The 15,111-nt window shown below is 59.3% G+C and carries 15 protein-coding genes; 14 read left to right on the top strand and 1 reads right to left on the bottom strand.

What is annotated here, in order from left to right:
- Positions 1–4: 4 nt before the first annotated feature.
- From DXX99_RS04145 to DXX99_RS04135, 3 genes are read left to right on the top strand one after another with little or no spacing between them, the layout of a single operon-like run.
- Positions 5–388, top strand: a complete 384-nt coding sequence (locus tag DXX99_RS04145; protein WP_115792309.1) for a NifB/NifX family molybdenum-iron cluster-binding protein — start codon at positions 5–7, stop codon at positions 386–388.
- Positions 385–1,221 carry an ATP-binding protein gene (locus DXX99_RS04140; protein ID WP_115792249.1) on the top strand — a complete coding sequence of 279 codons (837 nt, stop codon included), beginning with the start codon at positions 385–387 and terminating at the stop codon, positions 1,219–1,221. The genes DXX99_RS04145 and DXX99_RS04140 overlap by 4 nt, the downstream gene beginning before the upstream one ends.
- Positions 1,218–2,060 (top strand): ATP-binding protein, encoded by an 843-nt coding sequence (locus tag DXX99_RS04135; RefSeq protein WP_115792248.1) that lies wholly within the window; start codon positions 1,218–1,220, stop codon positions 2,058–2,060. The genes DXX99_RS04140 and DXX99_RS04135 overlap by 4 nt, the downstream gene beginning before the upstream one ends.
- 40 nt (positions 2,061–2,100) lie before the next feature.
- Here the strand turns inward: DXX99_RS04135 and DXX99_RS04130 are convergent, their stop codons facing one another.
- A complete protein-coding gene (locus DXX99_RS04130) occupies positions 2,101–2,391 on the bottom strand; it encodes a DUF5320 family protein (RefSeq protein WP_115792247.1) in 291 nt (96 codons plus the stop codon).
- Positions 2,392–2,538: 147 nt separating this feature from the next.
- On the opposite strand from DXX99_RS04130, the gene DXX99_RS04125 reads away from it, so the two are divergent.
- The 11 genes from DXX99_RS04125 to DXX99_RS04075 are packed head-to-tail and all read left to right on the top strand — an operon-like array spanning position 2,539 to position 15,058.
- The gene (locus DXX99_RS04125; RefSeq protein ID WP_115792246.1) at positions 2,539–4,662 is read left to right on the top strand and encodes an ATP-dependent helicase; all 2,124 of its coding nucleotides are present in this window, start codon (positions 2,539–2,541) and stop codon (positions 4,660–4,662) included.
- Positions 4,659–5,531, top strand: a complete 873-nt coding sequence (locus DXX99_RS04120; RefSeq protein ID WP_115792245.1) for a lipid II flippase Amj family protein — start codon at positions 4,659–4,661, stop codon at positions 5,529–5,531. The genes DXX99_RS04125 and DXX99_RS04120 overlap by 4 nt, the downstream gene beginning before the upstream one ends.
- A gap of 56 nt (positions 5,532–5,587) precedes the next feature.
- A complete protein-coding gene (ligA, locus tag DXX99_RS04115; protein WP_115792308.1) occupies positions 5,588–7,606 on the top strand; it encodes an NAD-dependent DNA ligase LigA in 2,019 nt (672 codons plus the stop codon).
- Positions 7,607–7,664: 58 nt separating this feature from the next.
- On the top strand, positions 7,665–7,946 hold the full coding sequence (gatC, locus tag DXX99_RS04110; protein ID WP_115792244.1) for an Asp-tRNA(Asn)/Glu-tRNA(Gln) amidotransferase subunit GatC: 282 nt from the start codon (positions 7,665–7,667) through the stop codon (positions 7,944–7,946).
- Positions 7,947–7,971: 25 nt separating this feature from the next.
- Entirely contained in the window at positions 7,972–9,441 is a 1,470-nt protein-coding gene (gene gatA / locus DXX99_RS04105; protein ID WP_115792243.1) for an Asp-tRNA(Asn)/Glu-tRNA(Gln) amidotransferase subunit GatA, read from the top strand.
- A complete protein-coding gene (gene gatB, locus DXX99_RS04100; protein WP_115792242.1) occupies positions 9,438–10,877 on the top strand; it encodes an Asp-tRNA(Asn)/Glu-tRNA(Gln) amidotransferase subunit GatB in 1,440 nt (479 codons plus the stop codon). Before gatA ends, gatB begins: the two co-directional genes overlap by 4 nt.
- 12 nt (positions 10,878–10,889) lie before the next feature.
- The gene (locus DXX99_RS04095; protein WP_115792241.1) at positions 10,890–11,084 is read left to right on the top strand and encodes a DUF6485 family protein; all 195 of its coding nucleotides are present in this window, start codon (positions 10,890–10,892) and stop codon (positions 11,082–11,084) included.
- Positions 11,085–11,115: 31 nt separating this feature from the next.
- Positions 11,116–12,261: a homocitrate synthase gene (gene nifV / locus DXX99_RS04090; protein ID WP_115792240.1), complete on the top strand. Its 1,146-nt coding sequence runs from the start codon at positions 11,116–11,118 to the stop codon at positions 12,259–12,261.
- 9 nt (positions 12,262–12,270) lie between these two features.
- Positions 12,271–13,527 (top strand): 3-isopropylmalate dehydratase large subunit, encoded by a 1,257-nt coding sequence (locus DXX99_RS04085; protein ID WP_115792239.1) that lies wholly within the window; start codon positions 12,271–12,273, stop codon positions 13,525–13,527.
- An 18-nt stretch (positions 13,528–13,545) separates the two neighbouring features.
- Positions 13,546–14,046 (top strand): 3-isopropylmalate dehydratase small subunit, encoded by a 501-nt coding sequence (locus DXX99_RS04080; protein WP_115792307.1) that lies wholly within the window; start codon positions 13,546–13,548, stop codon positions 14,044–14,046.
- A gap of 7 nt (positions 14,047–14,053) precedes the next feature.
- Positions 14,054–15,058, top strand: coding sequence for an isocitrate/isopropylmalate dehydrogenase family protein (locus DXX99_RS04075; protein WP_115792238.1), 1,005 nt, complete (start codon positions 14,054–14,056; stop codon positions 15,056–15,058).
- Positions 15,059–15,111 lie beyond the last annotated feature (53 nt).

Here is a 15,111-nt window from a genome sequence, read left to right as displayed (position 1 = left end):
GTTTATGAAGGTGCTCTTGGCAGTGGAAGGCGACCGGGTAGCGGCGCACTTCGGTCACGCGCCTTCTTTTCTGATAGCTGAAATCGAAGATGGTAAGGTGAAGCGTACGGAGTTCGTCCCCAATCCAGGACACAAACCGGGGTTCTTACCCGCCTACTTTTCCCAGATGGGGATAACCCACGTGATAGCCGGAGGCATGGGGCCCCGGGCGCAAGAACTATTCCAGGCCCACGGCATTACTACCATTTTGGGAGTTCAGGGCGCGGTAGAGGAGGTCATCCAGGCGTTTTGTGACAACCGGCTTGTTCCCGGTCCTTCCCTTTGTGACCACGGGCAGAAAGGTACTCACGGCGGCTGCGGCGGGCGCTGTGGGGGTCACTCCTCGTGATTGTGGCCGTAGCCAGCGGGAAGGGTGGGGTAGGGAAGACCACGGTAGCTGTCAACCTGGCCCTGGCAGCAGAAGAAGAAGTCACTTTGCTTGACAGCGATGTGGAGGAGCCTAACGCCCACCTCTTGCTTCGACCGGAGATCGAGAAGGAGACACCGGTACCCTTGCTGGTACCGGTTTTTCACCGCGAGCGGTGTACTGGCTGCGGTAAGTGCGTGGAAGTGTGTGCCTACCACGCCCTAGCCCTTATTGGGCGCGAGGTTTTGATATTCGACAAGATGTGCCACGCCTGCGGCGGCTGCATTTACTTCTGCCCGGAAAAAGCCTTAACCGAGGGAGAGCGCGTGATAGGGGTACTACAGGAGGGGCGGGCCGGCAAGGTCCGCTTTATCCAGGGGAAAATGTCGGTAGGAGAGGCTTTAGCCGTTCCCGTGATAAAGAAGCTGCGCGAGAAGCAAGGACCGAACACCATTATCGATTGCCCGCCGGGAACCTCCTGTCCCGTTATCCAGGCAGTAAAAGGAGCTGACTTCTGCTTGGTGGTCACCGAGCCCACTCCTTTCGGGCAGCACGACCTCCGCCTCTTAGTAGAAATGCTCAAAGTATTGAAGGTTCCCGCCGGGGTAATCATCAACCGGGCCGACCTGGGGGACGAAGAAGTAGAAGAGTACTGCCACCAAGAGGGTATTCCTATTTTGCTAAAGATTCCCTTTGATCCGGTAATAGCTCGCTCTTTTGCCGTCGGCGTACCCTTCGTTACCCGCTTGCCCCGGTGGCGCCAAGCCTTCTCTGACCTCTGGCAGAGGCTTAAGAGGGAAGGAGTGAGGGCTTGAAGGAGATCGTGGTGCTGAGTGGCAAAGGAGGAACGGGCAAGACTACTTTGACAGGGGTATTTGCCACTTTGGGCCGGAGAGCGGTCTTGGCCGATGCCGACGTCGACGCTTCCAACCTTCACCTCATCCTCAACCCGGTAAAAGAGTACGAGGAGCCTTTCTACGGTTCTCAGCAGCCAGTAGTGGATCAGAATAAGTGCACCCGCTGCGGGGTTTGCACCCAGCTTTGCCGTTTCGACGCCATTTATTACGGGGAAGTGGACGAACTCAACTGTGAAGGCTGTGGCGTTTGCTTTCATGGCTGCCCGGAAAGGGCCATAACCATGGAGCCGGTTTTAAGTGGCCACCTCTACCGGGGGAGCACCCCTTACGGACCCTTCGTCTGGGCAGAGCTCGGCATTGCCCAGGAGGCTTCCGGCAAACTGGTGGCCCGGGTGAAAGAGGTGGCGCGGGAGATAGCCCGGCAGGGGGACAGGCTCTTGGTGGTGGACGGCCCGCCGGGCATAGGCTGCCCGGTGATAGCCTCGGTTTCCGGAGCCAGCTTGGTGCTAGCGGTGACCGAGCCTACGGCGGCCGGGAAGCACGATCTGGAGAGGCTGCTGTCCCTTACCCGCCACTTTGGGATTCCGCTGGCCGTCTGCCTCAACAAGGCCTCTTTAGACGAAGAAATGGCTGATAAGATCGAAAAGTTCTGCCGCGAGGAAGGGGTAGAGTTTCTGGGCCGGATTCCCTTCGCCCGCGAAGTGGTGAAGGCTTTGACTCACCGCCGGCCGGTGACTGAAGGACCGGTGGCCGAGGCTATGCGAGAGGTTTGGAGGCGTGCTTTAAGCCTGCTCTAAAGTTGAAAGGGGGCTGCACTCGACAGCCCCCTTTTTTAAGTTATCCTTGCTGCTGTTGCCGCCTCTCCAGTTCCTGCAGGCGCTGCTCGATGGCCTGTAGCTGCTGGCGCAGGAAGTTAGCTTCCTGCCTTAAGAATTCTGCCTCCGCCGGCGTACCGGCCCAAGGGGTGGGAGGGACCTGCCCTGCTCCCCAGCCGGGCATAGCCCACCAGCGGCGCGGAAGCCAGGGGAAGAAGCGGCAGCGCCAGCCTCCCCACCAGCCCCAGCCGCGGCCCCAGCCAGCCCCCCAGCCGCCACCCCAGCGGCGTCCAAAGCCGAAACCCCACGGCATATTTTCCCCTCCCTCCGGGCAAGGAATAGAGCATATGTTCGTTACTATTATAACCCGAACAGATTTTCGAGGCAACCCGCTGCGTGAAGAAAATTCTTTCATGTAAAATTGGAAAGGGAGACTTGAAGCGCAGGGAGCAATAGCGCCATGGACTGGCTCGAACAACTCAATCCGGAGCAGCGAGCAGCGGTAGAACACGGGGAAGGGCCTCTTCTGGTCCTGGCCGGAGCCGGCAGCGGTAAGACCAGAGTCCTTACCTACCGCATTGCCTATCTCATTACCTACCGGGGTGTGCCGCCGGAGGCCATCTTGGCCCTTACTTTCACCAATAAAGCGGCGGAAGAGATGCGGGCGCGCGTCACCAGTCTTTTGCCCCGGGAGGCGGAAGATCTGTGGGTGATGACCTTCCATGCTGCCTGCGCCCGGCTTTTGCGCCAGGAGATCCACCATCTAGGGCGCGACCGCGATTTTGCCATCTACGATGAGGATGACCGCCGGGCTTTGATGAAGGAGTGTTTGCGCGAGCTCGACTTGGATGAGCAACGTTTTCCTCCTGCCGGAATTATCGGGGCCATATCCTGGGCCAAAAACTGGCTGGTCACGCCGGAGATGATGGCGGAAAGGGCCCGGAGTATCTACGAGGAGAAAGTGGCCAAGATCTTCGCCCTCTACCAGCAGAAGTTGCGGCAGTACAATGCTCTTGATTTTGACGATCTGCTGGTCGAAGCGGTGCGCCTTTTCCGCGAGCACCCGGAAGTACTGGCCCGCTGGCAGCGGCGCTTCCGCTACATCCTGGTGGACGAGTACCAGGACACCAACCACGCCCAGTACGTCTGGCTAAACCTCTTGGCTCAGGGACACCGCAACATCACCGTGGTGGGCGACCCCGACCAAGCTATTTATGGCTGGCGGGGCGCGGACATCCGCAATATTCTTTCCTTCGAGCGCGACTATCCCGAGGCGAGGGTGATCAAGCTGGAGAAAAATTACCGTTCCACTGCTCCCATCCTGGCCTTGGCCGATGAGATTATCAAGTACAACCAGCTTCGTAAGGAGAAGATCCTGCGCCCGGTGAAGCCGGGGGGCGCGCTCCCGGTGCTTTACGTGGCGGCAGACGAAGTTGGAGAAGCTAATTTCGTGGCCGAGACCATAAAGCAGCTGCGGGCAAGCCACGGTTATTCTTGGCGGGACTTTGCCGTCCTTTACCGCACCAATGCCCAGTCGCGCATTTTAGAGGAGGTTTTCCTGGTAGCGGGCATACCCTACTTCATTGTGGGCGGGACGCAATTCTACGCCCGTAAGGAGATAAAGGACGTCCTGGCCTACCTGCGGCTGGTGGTCAATCCCGCTGACGCTTTAAGCCTCAAGCGGGTGATCAACGTGCCCCCGCGAGGGGTAGGCGAAGGGTACTACAACCGGTTGTTGAACTTTGCCTCCTCGCAGGAGTTGCCGCCGGCGCTGGCCCTGCTTCGAGCGGAGGATATTCCCGGTCTGCCGCGCAGGGTAAAGGTGGCCATGCGGGAACTGGGGGAGCTGCTTTCTGAGCTGCGGGGCCGGGCGATGGGTCCGGTCAAGCCCTTGGTAGAAGAGATTTTGTCCCGTACCGGTTACCGGACCCATCTTCTTAAGGAAGGAACGCCGGAAGCCCTGGCCCGACTGGAGAACCTGCAGGAACTTCTCTCGGTAGCCTGGGAGTTCGATATGGAGGTCGGGGGGAATCTTCCGGACTTCCTGGCCTCGATAGCCCTCTTTTCCGAGGTGGACAGGCATGACCCGGAGACTGACGCCGTGGTCCTCATGACGCTGCACAGCGCCAAGGGGCTGGAGTTTCCGGTGGTCTTTCTGGTAGGTATGGAGGAAGGGCTCTTTCCTCACGCTCGCTGCCTAGGGGACAGAGCAGCGTTAGAAGAGGAGAGAAGGCTTTGTTACGTGGGAATAACCCGCGCCCAGGAGCGCCTGTATCTTGTCCGCAGCCAAGAAAGGCGACTTTATGGGGAGGTGAGGGCCAACCCTCCCTCCCGGTTCCTCCGAGAAATACCCGCCGGGCTTTACGAGCTTTATTCGCCACCGCCAGTGCCCGCCTGTTCCGGGCAGGTAGGGGAGGATTTGGAGCCGGGGGATCGGGTGCGCCACCGCAAGTGGGGTGAGGGCACGGTGGTGGAGGTGAAGGGCAGAGGAGAGGAAAGGCAGGTCACGGTAAACTTTTCCTCGGTGGGAACCAAAACCTTACTCTTAGCCTATGCTCCTCTAGAGAGGTTGGCAGAGGAATGACCATTAGCTTTATTCTGGTGCTTTTCCTCACCGTACTCATCCACCTCATCAACACCTTGATTTACAGCGCCCGGTGGGCAGGGGTGAAGACGGGTCGGCTGGCTACCGCTTACTCTCTTTTCAACATCATCTTTCTCATCGCCAGCACGGCCAACACCATCCAGGCCCCCCTTCTCTCTTCGCTGGTGGAGCATACTATCAACCGCGGGTTGACTATTCTGGGTAGCCACCTGCCCGACGATATCCTACTGCAGATGCCCGCTTACCGGCAGGAGCTGGGCATCCTGGAGTACAAAATAAGGCTGGTTATTCTGGCGGCTACGGTGGGGACCGTGATCGGTGGCCTTTTGCTTCCTCCTTTCGTTCGCCTCTTCGCCCGCACCATCTTACTCTTCGAGGAGGTGGGCTCGGTTCCCCGCCTCTTCCTCTTGGCTCTGACACCCCGGCGCTTCTGGGGGGCGCTCAAAACGCTGCGTCCTGCCTCTCCCAGTTCCTTGCGCCGAGTGATGGGGCAAAGACTAGGGCTGCCCAAGGGTTTTCTTCTGCTAAACATTTTCATAAGCGGTATCTATACCACCGGGGTACTCTCGGCCCTCTACGCCGGCGCCCTCTTTCCCCACTACCGCACCACCGCTACCCTCCTTTCCCCCATAGTAAACGGCCTGGCCACCGTCCTTTTGGCCACGGTGGTGGATCCTACCGCCGCAGTGATCACTGACCAAGCCTTACAGGGCAGACGGGAGGAGAAGGACGTGCGGCAGATGGTGGCCTACTTAGCCCTTACCCGCTTCCTGGGCACCCTTCTGGCCCAGCTCCTTTTCGTTCCCGCGGCCTGGCTTATAAGGGGAGTGGCCCAGCTCTTGGTGTGATCCTTCAAACTTTTCTGGAGGTGATAAGGGTGGAAGAGAGGGAAAAATTCCGGGAGATGGCCCGTCGGCTTTCCAGGGAAGAGGCCAAGCGGCGTATAGAGGAGTTGCGGCGGGAGATAGCCTACCACGACTACCGCTACTATGTGCTCGACTCTCCGGTGATCTCTGACGCCGAGTACGACCGCTTGATGCTGGAGCTTATGGCTTTAGAAGAAGCCTTTCCCGAGTTCATTACTCCTAACTCCCCTACCCAGCGGGTAGGAGGGGCACCCCGCGAGGGTTTCCCCACGGTACGCCACCTGGTACCCATGCTGAGCCTAGCCAATGCTTTTGAACCCGGGGACCTGCGCGACTTCGACCGACGGGTGAAAGAAGCTCTGCCGGGCGAGAAGGTGGAGTATGTGGTGGAGCCCAAGATAGACGGGCTGGCCGTTTCCCTCCTTTACCGTAACGGCGAGTTTGTCCAGGGAGCCACCCGCGGGGACGGAGAGGTGGGAGAAGACGTTACGCCCAACCTGCGCACCATCCGGAGCATACCCCTGCGTTTTCTCAAAGATGCTCCCCCCCTCGTCGAAGTGCGGGGAGAGGCTTTTATGCCCAAAGAAGCCTTTGTCAAGCTCAACGAGCGGCGGGAAGAGGAGGGAGAGCCGCCGTTTGCCAATCCCCGCAACGCGGCCGCCGGCAGCATCAGGCAACTCGATCCCCGGGTGACAGCGGGGCGGAAGCTCGACTTCTTCGCCTACGGGATAGGGTACTACGAGGGGATATCCTTCTCCACCCATTGGGAGGTGCTCGACTGGCTGGCGGAACAGGGTTTTAGGGTGAACGAGCACCGGCGCCTCTTCTCCAGCATCGACGAGGTCATAGACTACGTCTTGTCCTGGCAGAACAGGCGCTTTGACCTTCCTTATGTGATCGACGGCATGGTGGTGAAGGTCAACTCGTTGGAGCAGCAGGCGCGCTTAGGGGCTACCATGAAGAGCCCGCGCTGGGCGGTGGCCTTCAAGTTCCCGCCGGAGGAGGCGGTGACCAAGCTGAGGCGGATTGAAATAAGCGTGGGGAGGACGGGGGTCTTGACCCCGGTGGCGGTCTTCGACCCGGTGCAGATAGCGGGCACCACGGTTTCCCGCGCCACCCTGCACAACGAGGACCTCATCCGGGAAAAGGACATCCGGGTAGGGGACTACATCGTGGTACACAAAGCGGGAGACGTCATCCCTGAGGTGGTTCGCTCCCTGCCGGAGAGGCGCACGGGCGAGGAGCAGATCTTTCGCATGCCCGACCACTGCCCGGTCTGCGGGGCCAAGACTATAAGGGAAAAAGGGGAAGTGGCCGTCCGCTGCCCCAACATATCCTGCCCGGCTCGGCTTAAAGAGAGCATCTTCCACTTCGCCTCGCGTAACGCCATGGACATCCGGGGTCTGGGCAAGGTGCTGGTGGAGCAGTTGGTGGACCGGGGCCTGGTGAAAAGCGTGGCCGACATCTATTTCCTGCGCCGGGAAGACCTTTTACGCCTGGAGCGAATGGGGCCCAAGTCCACGGCCAATCTCCTCCGGGAGATTGAGGAGAGTAAGGGCCGGGAACTCCACCGGCTGATCTTCGGCCTGGGCATAAGGCATGTGGGGGAGAGGGCGGCCAAGCTCCTGGCGGAACACTTTGGAAGCATCGATCGCTTGGCCCGGGCCACAGAGGAAGAGCTCACCGCCATTCCGGAAATAGGGCCGAAGATCGCCGCCAGCGTGCGCGCCTTCTTCGCCGAGCCCCGCAACCTAGAGGTGATCGAGCGGCTGAGGGAGGCGGGGGTGAGGCTGGAGACTGGCGAAGAGATGCAGAAGGAGGGTCCGCTTAAGGGTAAAGTCTTTGTGCTCACGGGGGCGCTTAAAAGTTTCACCCGGGAAGAGGCCAAAGCTTTGATTGAGCGCCTGGGAGGAAGGGTGGCTTCCAGCGTGAGTCGGCGCACCGACTACGTGGTGGTGGGAGAGAACCCCGGTTCCAAATACGACCGGGCTCGGGAGCTGGGGATAAAGATGCTGAACGAAGAGGAGTTTAAGCGGCTGCTGGGCCTAGAAAGCTAGCTTGTTCCGAAGCTAAGCCATCTGATATAATCTCCTTCAAGTTTGGGGGTGAAAAAGCGTGCTTTCCCGGTCGGAAGTAGAACACGTAGCCGCCTTAGCCCGCCTGGAGCTTAGCGAGGAAGAAAAAGAGCTTTTTGCCCAGCAATTGAGAGAAATTATCGAATATGTGAACATCTTGCAGGAACTTCCCACCGATGACGTACCTCCCCTGGTGCACGTGGTACCGCTCAAGAACGTGTGGCGGGAAGACGAGGTAGAAGAGCACTTAGAAGTGGAGGAAGTCCTTTCCCGGGCGCCTGACCGGGAGGAGCGCTTCTTCCGGGTTTCCCGAGTAGTCTAGGATGTTTGGCGGAGGGGGTTGAGGAGTGGAGGACATATGCTTCCTACCAGCTCACGTTCTGCGTGAGCGCTTCTGCCGCAGGGAGATTTCGGCCAAAGAAATAGTCACTGTTTTCTTGGAGCGGATAAAGCAGGTGGAGCCCAAGGTCAGGGCTTTCCTGACTCTTTGTGAGGAGGAAGCTTTGAGCCAGGCCGAACGACTCGATCAGGCCTTGGCTCGTGGGGAAGAGATGGGGCCCCTGGCGGGAGTGCCGGTGGCCCTTAAAGACAACCTCTGCCTTTCCGGTTTCCCCACCACCTGCGCCTCCAAGATCTTGGCCAACTTTTACCCTCCTTACGACGCTACGGTGGTCAGGCGGCTTAGAGAGGCAGGGGCCATCATTGTGGGCAAGACCAACTTGGACGAGTTCGCCATGGGCTCTTCTACGGAAAACTCGGCCTTCCATCCCACCACCAATCCCTGGGATCTTTCCCGCGTGCCGGGGGGTTCAAGTGGGGGGTCGGCGGCGGCCGTGGCCGCCGGAGAAGTTCCGGTGGCGCTGGGATCGGACACGGGAGGTTCCATTCGCCAGCCGGCCGCTTTCTGCGGCGTAGTGGGGCTCAAGCCTACTTACGGCCGGGTGTCCCGCTACGGGCTGGTGGCCTTTGCTTCTTCGCTCGACCAGATAGGCCCTATCACCCGATGCGTGGAGGACTGTGCTTTGGTCCTTCAAGTTATCGCTGGGCACGATCCTCGCGATGCCACCTCCATCCCGGGCGAAATACCGGATTACCGGTCAAGCCTTGCTTCGGATCTCAAAGGGATGAGGATAGGAATTCCCTCCGAATACCTGGGGGAAGGTGTCGCGCCGGAAATCGGAGCGGTGGTGGGGGAGGTAGCGGCCAAACTGACGGACCTAGGAGCGCAGGTGGACTACACTTCCCTTCCCCACACCAGGTACGCCCTGCCTGCTTACTATCTGGTAGCCACTGCCGAGGCTTCTTCCAACCTGGCCCGCTACGACGGAGTGCGCTATGGCCTGCGGGTTCCGGCAGAAGAGGCCAAGGATTCCATGGCGCTCACCCGCAAGGAGGGTTTTGGTCCAGAGGTTAAGCGGCGCATCATGCTGGGAACCTACGCCCTCTCGGCGGGCTACTACGAAGCCTACTACTTGAAAGCACTCAAAGTACGGACTCTCATCAAGCGCGACTTCGACAAAGCTTTCGCCCACTTCGACTGTCTCCTCACCCCGACTACTCCTACGCCGGCTTTCCGGATGGGAGAGAAGCTTGCCGATCCCTTAGCCATGTACTTTTCCGATATATGCACCTTGGCTGTTAACTTGGCGGGCCTACCCGCTATCTCGGTGCCGGCGGGGAAAGTCGGTCACTTACCGGTAGGGGTGCAGTTCATTGCCCCACCTCTGAGGGAGGACAAGCTCTTCCAGGTAGCCTACGCTCTGGAGCAGGTGGTGGGCTTTCCTTCTTGGCGCCCCCCGCTGGAGGTGATAGCGTGAAATACGAAGCGGTAATCGGACTGGAAATACATGTGGAGCTGAAGACGGAGAGCAAGATCTTCTGCAGCTGCCGGGCAGCCTTCGGGGCCGAACCCAACACCCACGTGTGCCCGGTATGTCTGGGGCTACCCGGCACCTTGCCAGTGCTTAACCGGCGGGCGGTGGAGTACGCCATAATGGCTGCCCTGGCTCTTAACTGCGAAATAACTCCTTACTGCAAGTTCGACCGGAAGAACTATTTCTACCCGGACCTTCCCAAAAACTACCAGATTTCTCAGTTCGATCTGCCGCTGGCCCAGAACGGCTACCTGGAGATAGATACCCCTTCCGGTCCCAAGCGGGTGGGAATCGTCCGGCTGCATCTGGAGGAGGACGCTGGCAAGCTGGTCCACGTGCAGTCCGGGAGTAGCTCTTACGCACTGGTAGATTACAACCGGGCAGGAGTACCTCTCATAGAGATCGTTTCTGCTCCCGATCTCCGCTCCCCCGAGGAGGCGCGAGCCTATGCCGAGAAGTTGAGGCAGATAATGCTTTATCTAGGCGTTTCCGACTGCAAGATGGAGGAGGGCTCGCTCAGAGTGGACGCCAACATCTCGGTGCGTCCCGCCGGCAGCGACGTCTTAGGGGTAAAGACGGAGATCAAAAACGTGAACTCCTTCCGCTCCCTGAGCCGGGCTTTGGCCTACGAGATTGAGCGGCACGTAGCCTGCCTTGAGCGGGGGGAAAAAATAGTGCAGGAGACCCGGGGCTGGGACGAGGAGAGAGGCGTAACCTTTTCCATGCGCAGCAAGGAGGAGGCGCACGACTACCGCTACTTCCCCGAGCCCGATCTTCCTCCCCTGGTGATCGACGCGGAGTGGGTGGAGTCCTTGCGGAAGGCGCTGCCGGAGCTGCCGGACGCCAAGCGCCGCCGCTTCATCGAAGAGTACGGCCTGCCGGAGAACGCTGCTACCGTTCTCACGGCCACGCCGGAGGTAGCCGATTACTTCGAAGAAACCTTGAAGTTCTATCCCCAGCCGCGCCAGGTAGCGAACTGGGTGATGGTAGAGTTGGCCCGTTGTCTTAACGCCGCCGGTATTTCTATAACTGCTTCGCCGGTGAAGCCGCAGGCTTTAGCCCAACTCCTGAAGCTTATGGATGCGGGGATCATAAGCGGTAAGATAGCTAAGGATATTTTTGAGGAAATGTTTGCCACCGGCAAGGACGCAGAGAGTATAGTCAAAGAGAAGGGACTCACGCAGATTACCGACGAGGAAACCATTCGCCAGGTGGTGCGGGAAGTGATTGCGGCCAACCCCAAGGTGGTGGCGGACTATAAAGGAGGGAAGGAGAAGGCTCTCTCTTTCCTGGTGGGCCAGGTGATGAAGGCCACCCGGGGGCGGGCCAATCCGGGCCTGGTGAATCAGCTGCTCAAGGAAGAACTCAGCCGTGAGTGAGGTGAGCTGAAGTTGGAGTGCCGCAAAGAACGTAACCTCAAAATGTGCACCTGCACCTACCCTTATTGTGAGAAGAAGGGATTGTGTTGTGAGTGTGTGGCCTATCACCGGGAACGGGGAGAGATCCCGGGCTGCTTCTTCCCGCCCGAAGTGGAGAAGACCTACGACCGTTCCATCGAGGCTTTTATAAAGGCTTATAAACGGTAAAGTAAAACCGAGGGTTGGGGGTGGCATTGATTTGCGGGAAGAGCTTAAAGGGCGGAGCATAAAGATAGTGGACACTACCCTGCGGGACGGGGAGCAGACGGCGGGTGTGGTCTTCTCCAACCTGGAGAAGCTGCGTATCGCCAAAATGCTCGACGAAATAGGGGTGCACCAGATAGAAGCGGGCATTCCGGTCATGGGAGGAGACGAGGCCGAAGCCATCAAACAAATCTGCCGGGCGGGGCTTAAGGCCAGCATCATGGGCTGGAACCGGCCGGTCATCAAGGACCTGGAGGCTTCTTTGGCCTGCGGCGTGGACGCGGTGGCCATTTCCATTTCTACCTCAGATATTCACATCGAGCACAAGCTGAGGGCCACGCGCGAGTGGGTTATCGAGAAAATGGTAGAGGCGGTGCACTTCGCCAAAAAGCACGGACTTTATGTTTCGGTAAACGCCGAGGATGCCTCCCGCAGCGACATGGAATTTCTCATCACTTTTGCCCGGGCGGCCAAGGAGGCGGGAGCCGACCGGTTACGCTACTGCGACACCGTAGGGGTACTCGATCCCTTCACCACTTACGAGAACATCAAAAAGCTTATAGATGAAGTGGGACTTCCCATCGAGATGCACACCCACAACGACTTTGGTATGGCTACCGCCAACGCCCTGGCTGGGGTGCTGGCCGGAGCTGACTGGGTGGGGGTCACGGTCTGTGGTCTGGGGGAGCGGGCGGGCAACGCCGCTCTGGAAGAGGTGGTGATGGCCCTCAAACATATCTTCGGGGTAGATCTGGGCTTCAAGACTGAGCTTTTCCGGGAGATAGCCGAGTACGTCTCTCGCGCTGCCCACCGCGAACTGCCCGCCTGGAAGCCCATCGTGGGTTCCAACATGTTCGCTCATGAGTCGGGTATCCACGCCGATGGGGCGCTGAAAAACCCCAAGACCTACGAAGCCTTCCAGCCGGAAGAAGTGGGGCTTACCCGCCAGATAGTGATAGGGAAGCACTCCGGGACTGCTGCTCTGCGGGCCAAATTTGCCGAGTATGGAATCTCCCTGAGCAAACACGAGGCTGAGCTTCTGCTACCGGAGGTGCGCAAGGCAGCTGTGTCCCTCAAGCGCCCCCTTTTCGACAAAGAACTGGTTAGCCTGTATGAAGAACTGTTTGGAAAAAGGAGGTAAGCAAAAACTTTGGGCCAGACCATAGCCGAGAAGATTCTCTCACAGGCGGCGGGGCGGCAGGTCCAGGCAGGAGAGATCGTGGTGGCCAGGGTCGACCAAGTGATGGCTCAAGATGGCACGGCGCCTTTGGCCATCCAGGTCTTCCGGCAAATGGGAGGAAAAAACCCTTTCGACCCTAAAAGGGTTAACCTGGTTATCGACCACAGCGCCCCCAGCCCCACCGAAAGCATCTCCAATCTACACAAGATGATGCGGGAGTTCGCCTGGGAGCACGGCTGCCACCTTTACGACGTAGGGGATGGCGTTTGCCACCAGGTCATGGTGGAGAGCGGCCGGGTAGGCCCCGGGTGCGTGGTGGTAGGGGCGGACTCACACACCTGTACCTATGGCGCTCTGGGAGCCTTCGCCACGGGCGTGGGCTCTACCGACCTGGCGGCGGCCCTCATTTCCGGCCGCCTCTGGTTTAAAGTGCCAGAGACCATAAAGGTCGTATGCCACGGTCCTTTGCCTCCCGGGGTCTTCGCCAAGGACCTTATACTTTACCTCATAGGAAGGTTTACCGCCGACGGAGCCACCTATAAAGCGGTGGAGTACACGGGAAGTGCCATTAAGGAGCTCTCCATGGAAGGGCGCTTCACGGTGGCCAATATGGCGGTGGAAATGGGAGCCAAAGTGGGGCTCATGGAGGTGGACGAGAAGACCTGGGAGTGGCTGAGGGAGCACGGAGGCGGGGAGTTTACCGCTTTCTCTTCCGATCCTGACGCCGTTTACGCCAAAGTGGTCGAGTTCGACCTCACCTCTATATCTCCTCAGGTGGCCTGTCCCCACCGAGTGGACAATGTTTCTCCCGTCGAGAAGGTGGCGGGAACCAAAATCGACCAAGCTTTCATAGGGACCTGTACCAATGGTCGCCTGGAGGATTTGCGCGTAGCGGCGCAAATACTGGCGGGCAGGAAAATACATCCCAGGGTGCGCCTGGTGGTAGCACCGGCCTCGCGCAAAGTCTACCTGCAGGCTATGCGGGAGGGCATCTTGGCTACCCTGGTGGAGGCGGGTGCGGCGGTGGTTACACCCGGTTGCGGTCCCTGCGTAGGAACCCACAACGGCGTGCCGGCGGATGGCGAGGTGGTAGTTTCCACCGCTAACCGCAACTTTAAAGGGCGCATGGGGAACGCCAAGGCGGAAATCTACCTAGCTTCTCCGGCCACCGTGGCGGCCTCGGCCATAGCGGGAGAAATCACCGATCCCCGACCATTCTTGAAGTAGGTGAGAAGGGTGCAAGTTCTGCGCGGAAGGGCTCACAAGTTCGGCGACGACATCAACACCGACTACATAATCTCAGGGAAGTATAAATTCAAAACTCTGGACATGGACGAACTGGCCCGGCATGTCATGGAGGACTTGGATCCCGACTTTTACCACAAAATCCGGCCGGGGGACTTTATCGTGGCCGGCTGGAACTTCGGCTGCGGCTCCTCTCGGGAACAAGCACCGCTGGTCATAAAGCACGCGCGCATAGGCGCGGTTTTGGCCAAGTCTTTTGCCCGCATCTTCTTCCGCAACGCCATCAATACCGGGCTTCCGGTGGTGGAGTGCGATACCGACCAGATAGAGGCCGGGGATGAGCTGGAGGTCGATCTGGCTCGGGGAGTGGTGGAGAACCTTACCAAAGGGGTCTCCATACCGATAAAGCCCCTTCCCCCGGTTATGCTCAGGATCCTGGAAGACGGAGGCTTAATAGCCCACTTCCAGAAGCACGGCGGATTCAAGCTGGAAGGAGTGTGAGGCTGGCTTGGCGCACCGGGTAACTCTCATTCCGGGTGATGGCATAGGTCCGGAGATCACGGCGGCAGCCCGGCAAGTCCTGGATGCTTCCGGGGCGGAGATCGAATGGGAAGTAGTCGAGGCGGGGGAGAAGGTCATCCCGGAGTACGGCACTCCTCTTCCGGAACATGTGCTGGACTCCATAAGGCGCAACCGGGTGGCTCTGAAGGGTCCCCTCACCACCCCTGTAGGTCACGGCTTCCGCAGCGTCAACGTGACCTTGCGGCAAAAGCTCGACCTTTATGCCTGCGTCCGTCCGGCCAAGACCCTTCCGGGAATCAAAACCCGCTTTGATCACGTGGATTTAATCGTGGTGCGGGAGAACACTGAAGACCTTTACGCCGGGATCGAGCACCGCGTGGGGAAAAACGCCGCCGAGAGCATAAAGATCGTGACCCGCGAGGCTTCCACCCGCATTGTGCGCTTCGCGTTCGAGTTGGCCCGCCGGGAGGGGAGAAAGAAGGTAACGGCGGTTCACAAGGCCAACATCATGAAGCTCACCGACGGGCTTTTCCTGGAATGCGCCCGGGAGGTGGCGGCCGAATACCCCGATATTGTCTTTGAAGAAATGATTGTGGATGCCATGTGCATGAAGCTGGTTCAGTCGCCGGAGAACTACGACGTGATAGTGACCCTCAACCTTTACGGCGACATAATCTCTGACCTGGCAGCGGGTCTCGTAGGGGGGCTAGGGGTGGCGCCGGGGGCCAACATCGGCGACGAAGCGGCGGTCTTTGAGCCGGTGCACGGCAGCGCCCCCAAGCACGCCGGCCAGGACAAGGTCAACCCCTTGGCCACCATCCTCTCCGGCGTGATGATGCTCAAGCATCTGGGAGAGATAGAAGCGGCGGAAAGGGTGATGCGCGGAGTTATCGGCGTGCTGCAAGAAGGGAAGACCCTAACCTACGACTTGGGAGGTAGTGCCCGCACCAGCGAGATGGCGGCCGCCATCGTAGCGCACATGTGGAAGTAGAAAAAGCGGAACTAGGGGGAATCCTTCTGGTGCTCGGAAGGGTTCCCCCTTCG

It is taken from the genome of Ammonifex thiophilus (assembly GCF_003368535.1).
Lineage (GTDB): Bacteria > Bacillota > Desulfotomaculia > Desulfotomaculales > Ammonificaceae > Ammonifex > Ammonifex thiophilus.
Note: the sequence above shows the minus strand (reverse complement) of the source record. Positions and strands in the feature narration are given on the sequence as shown.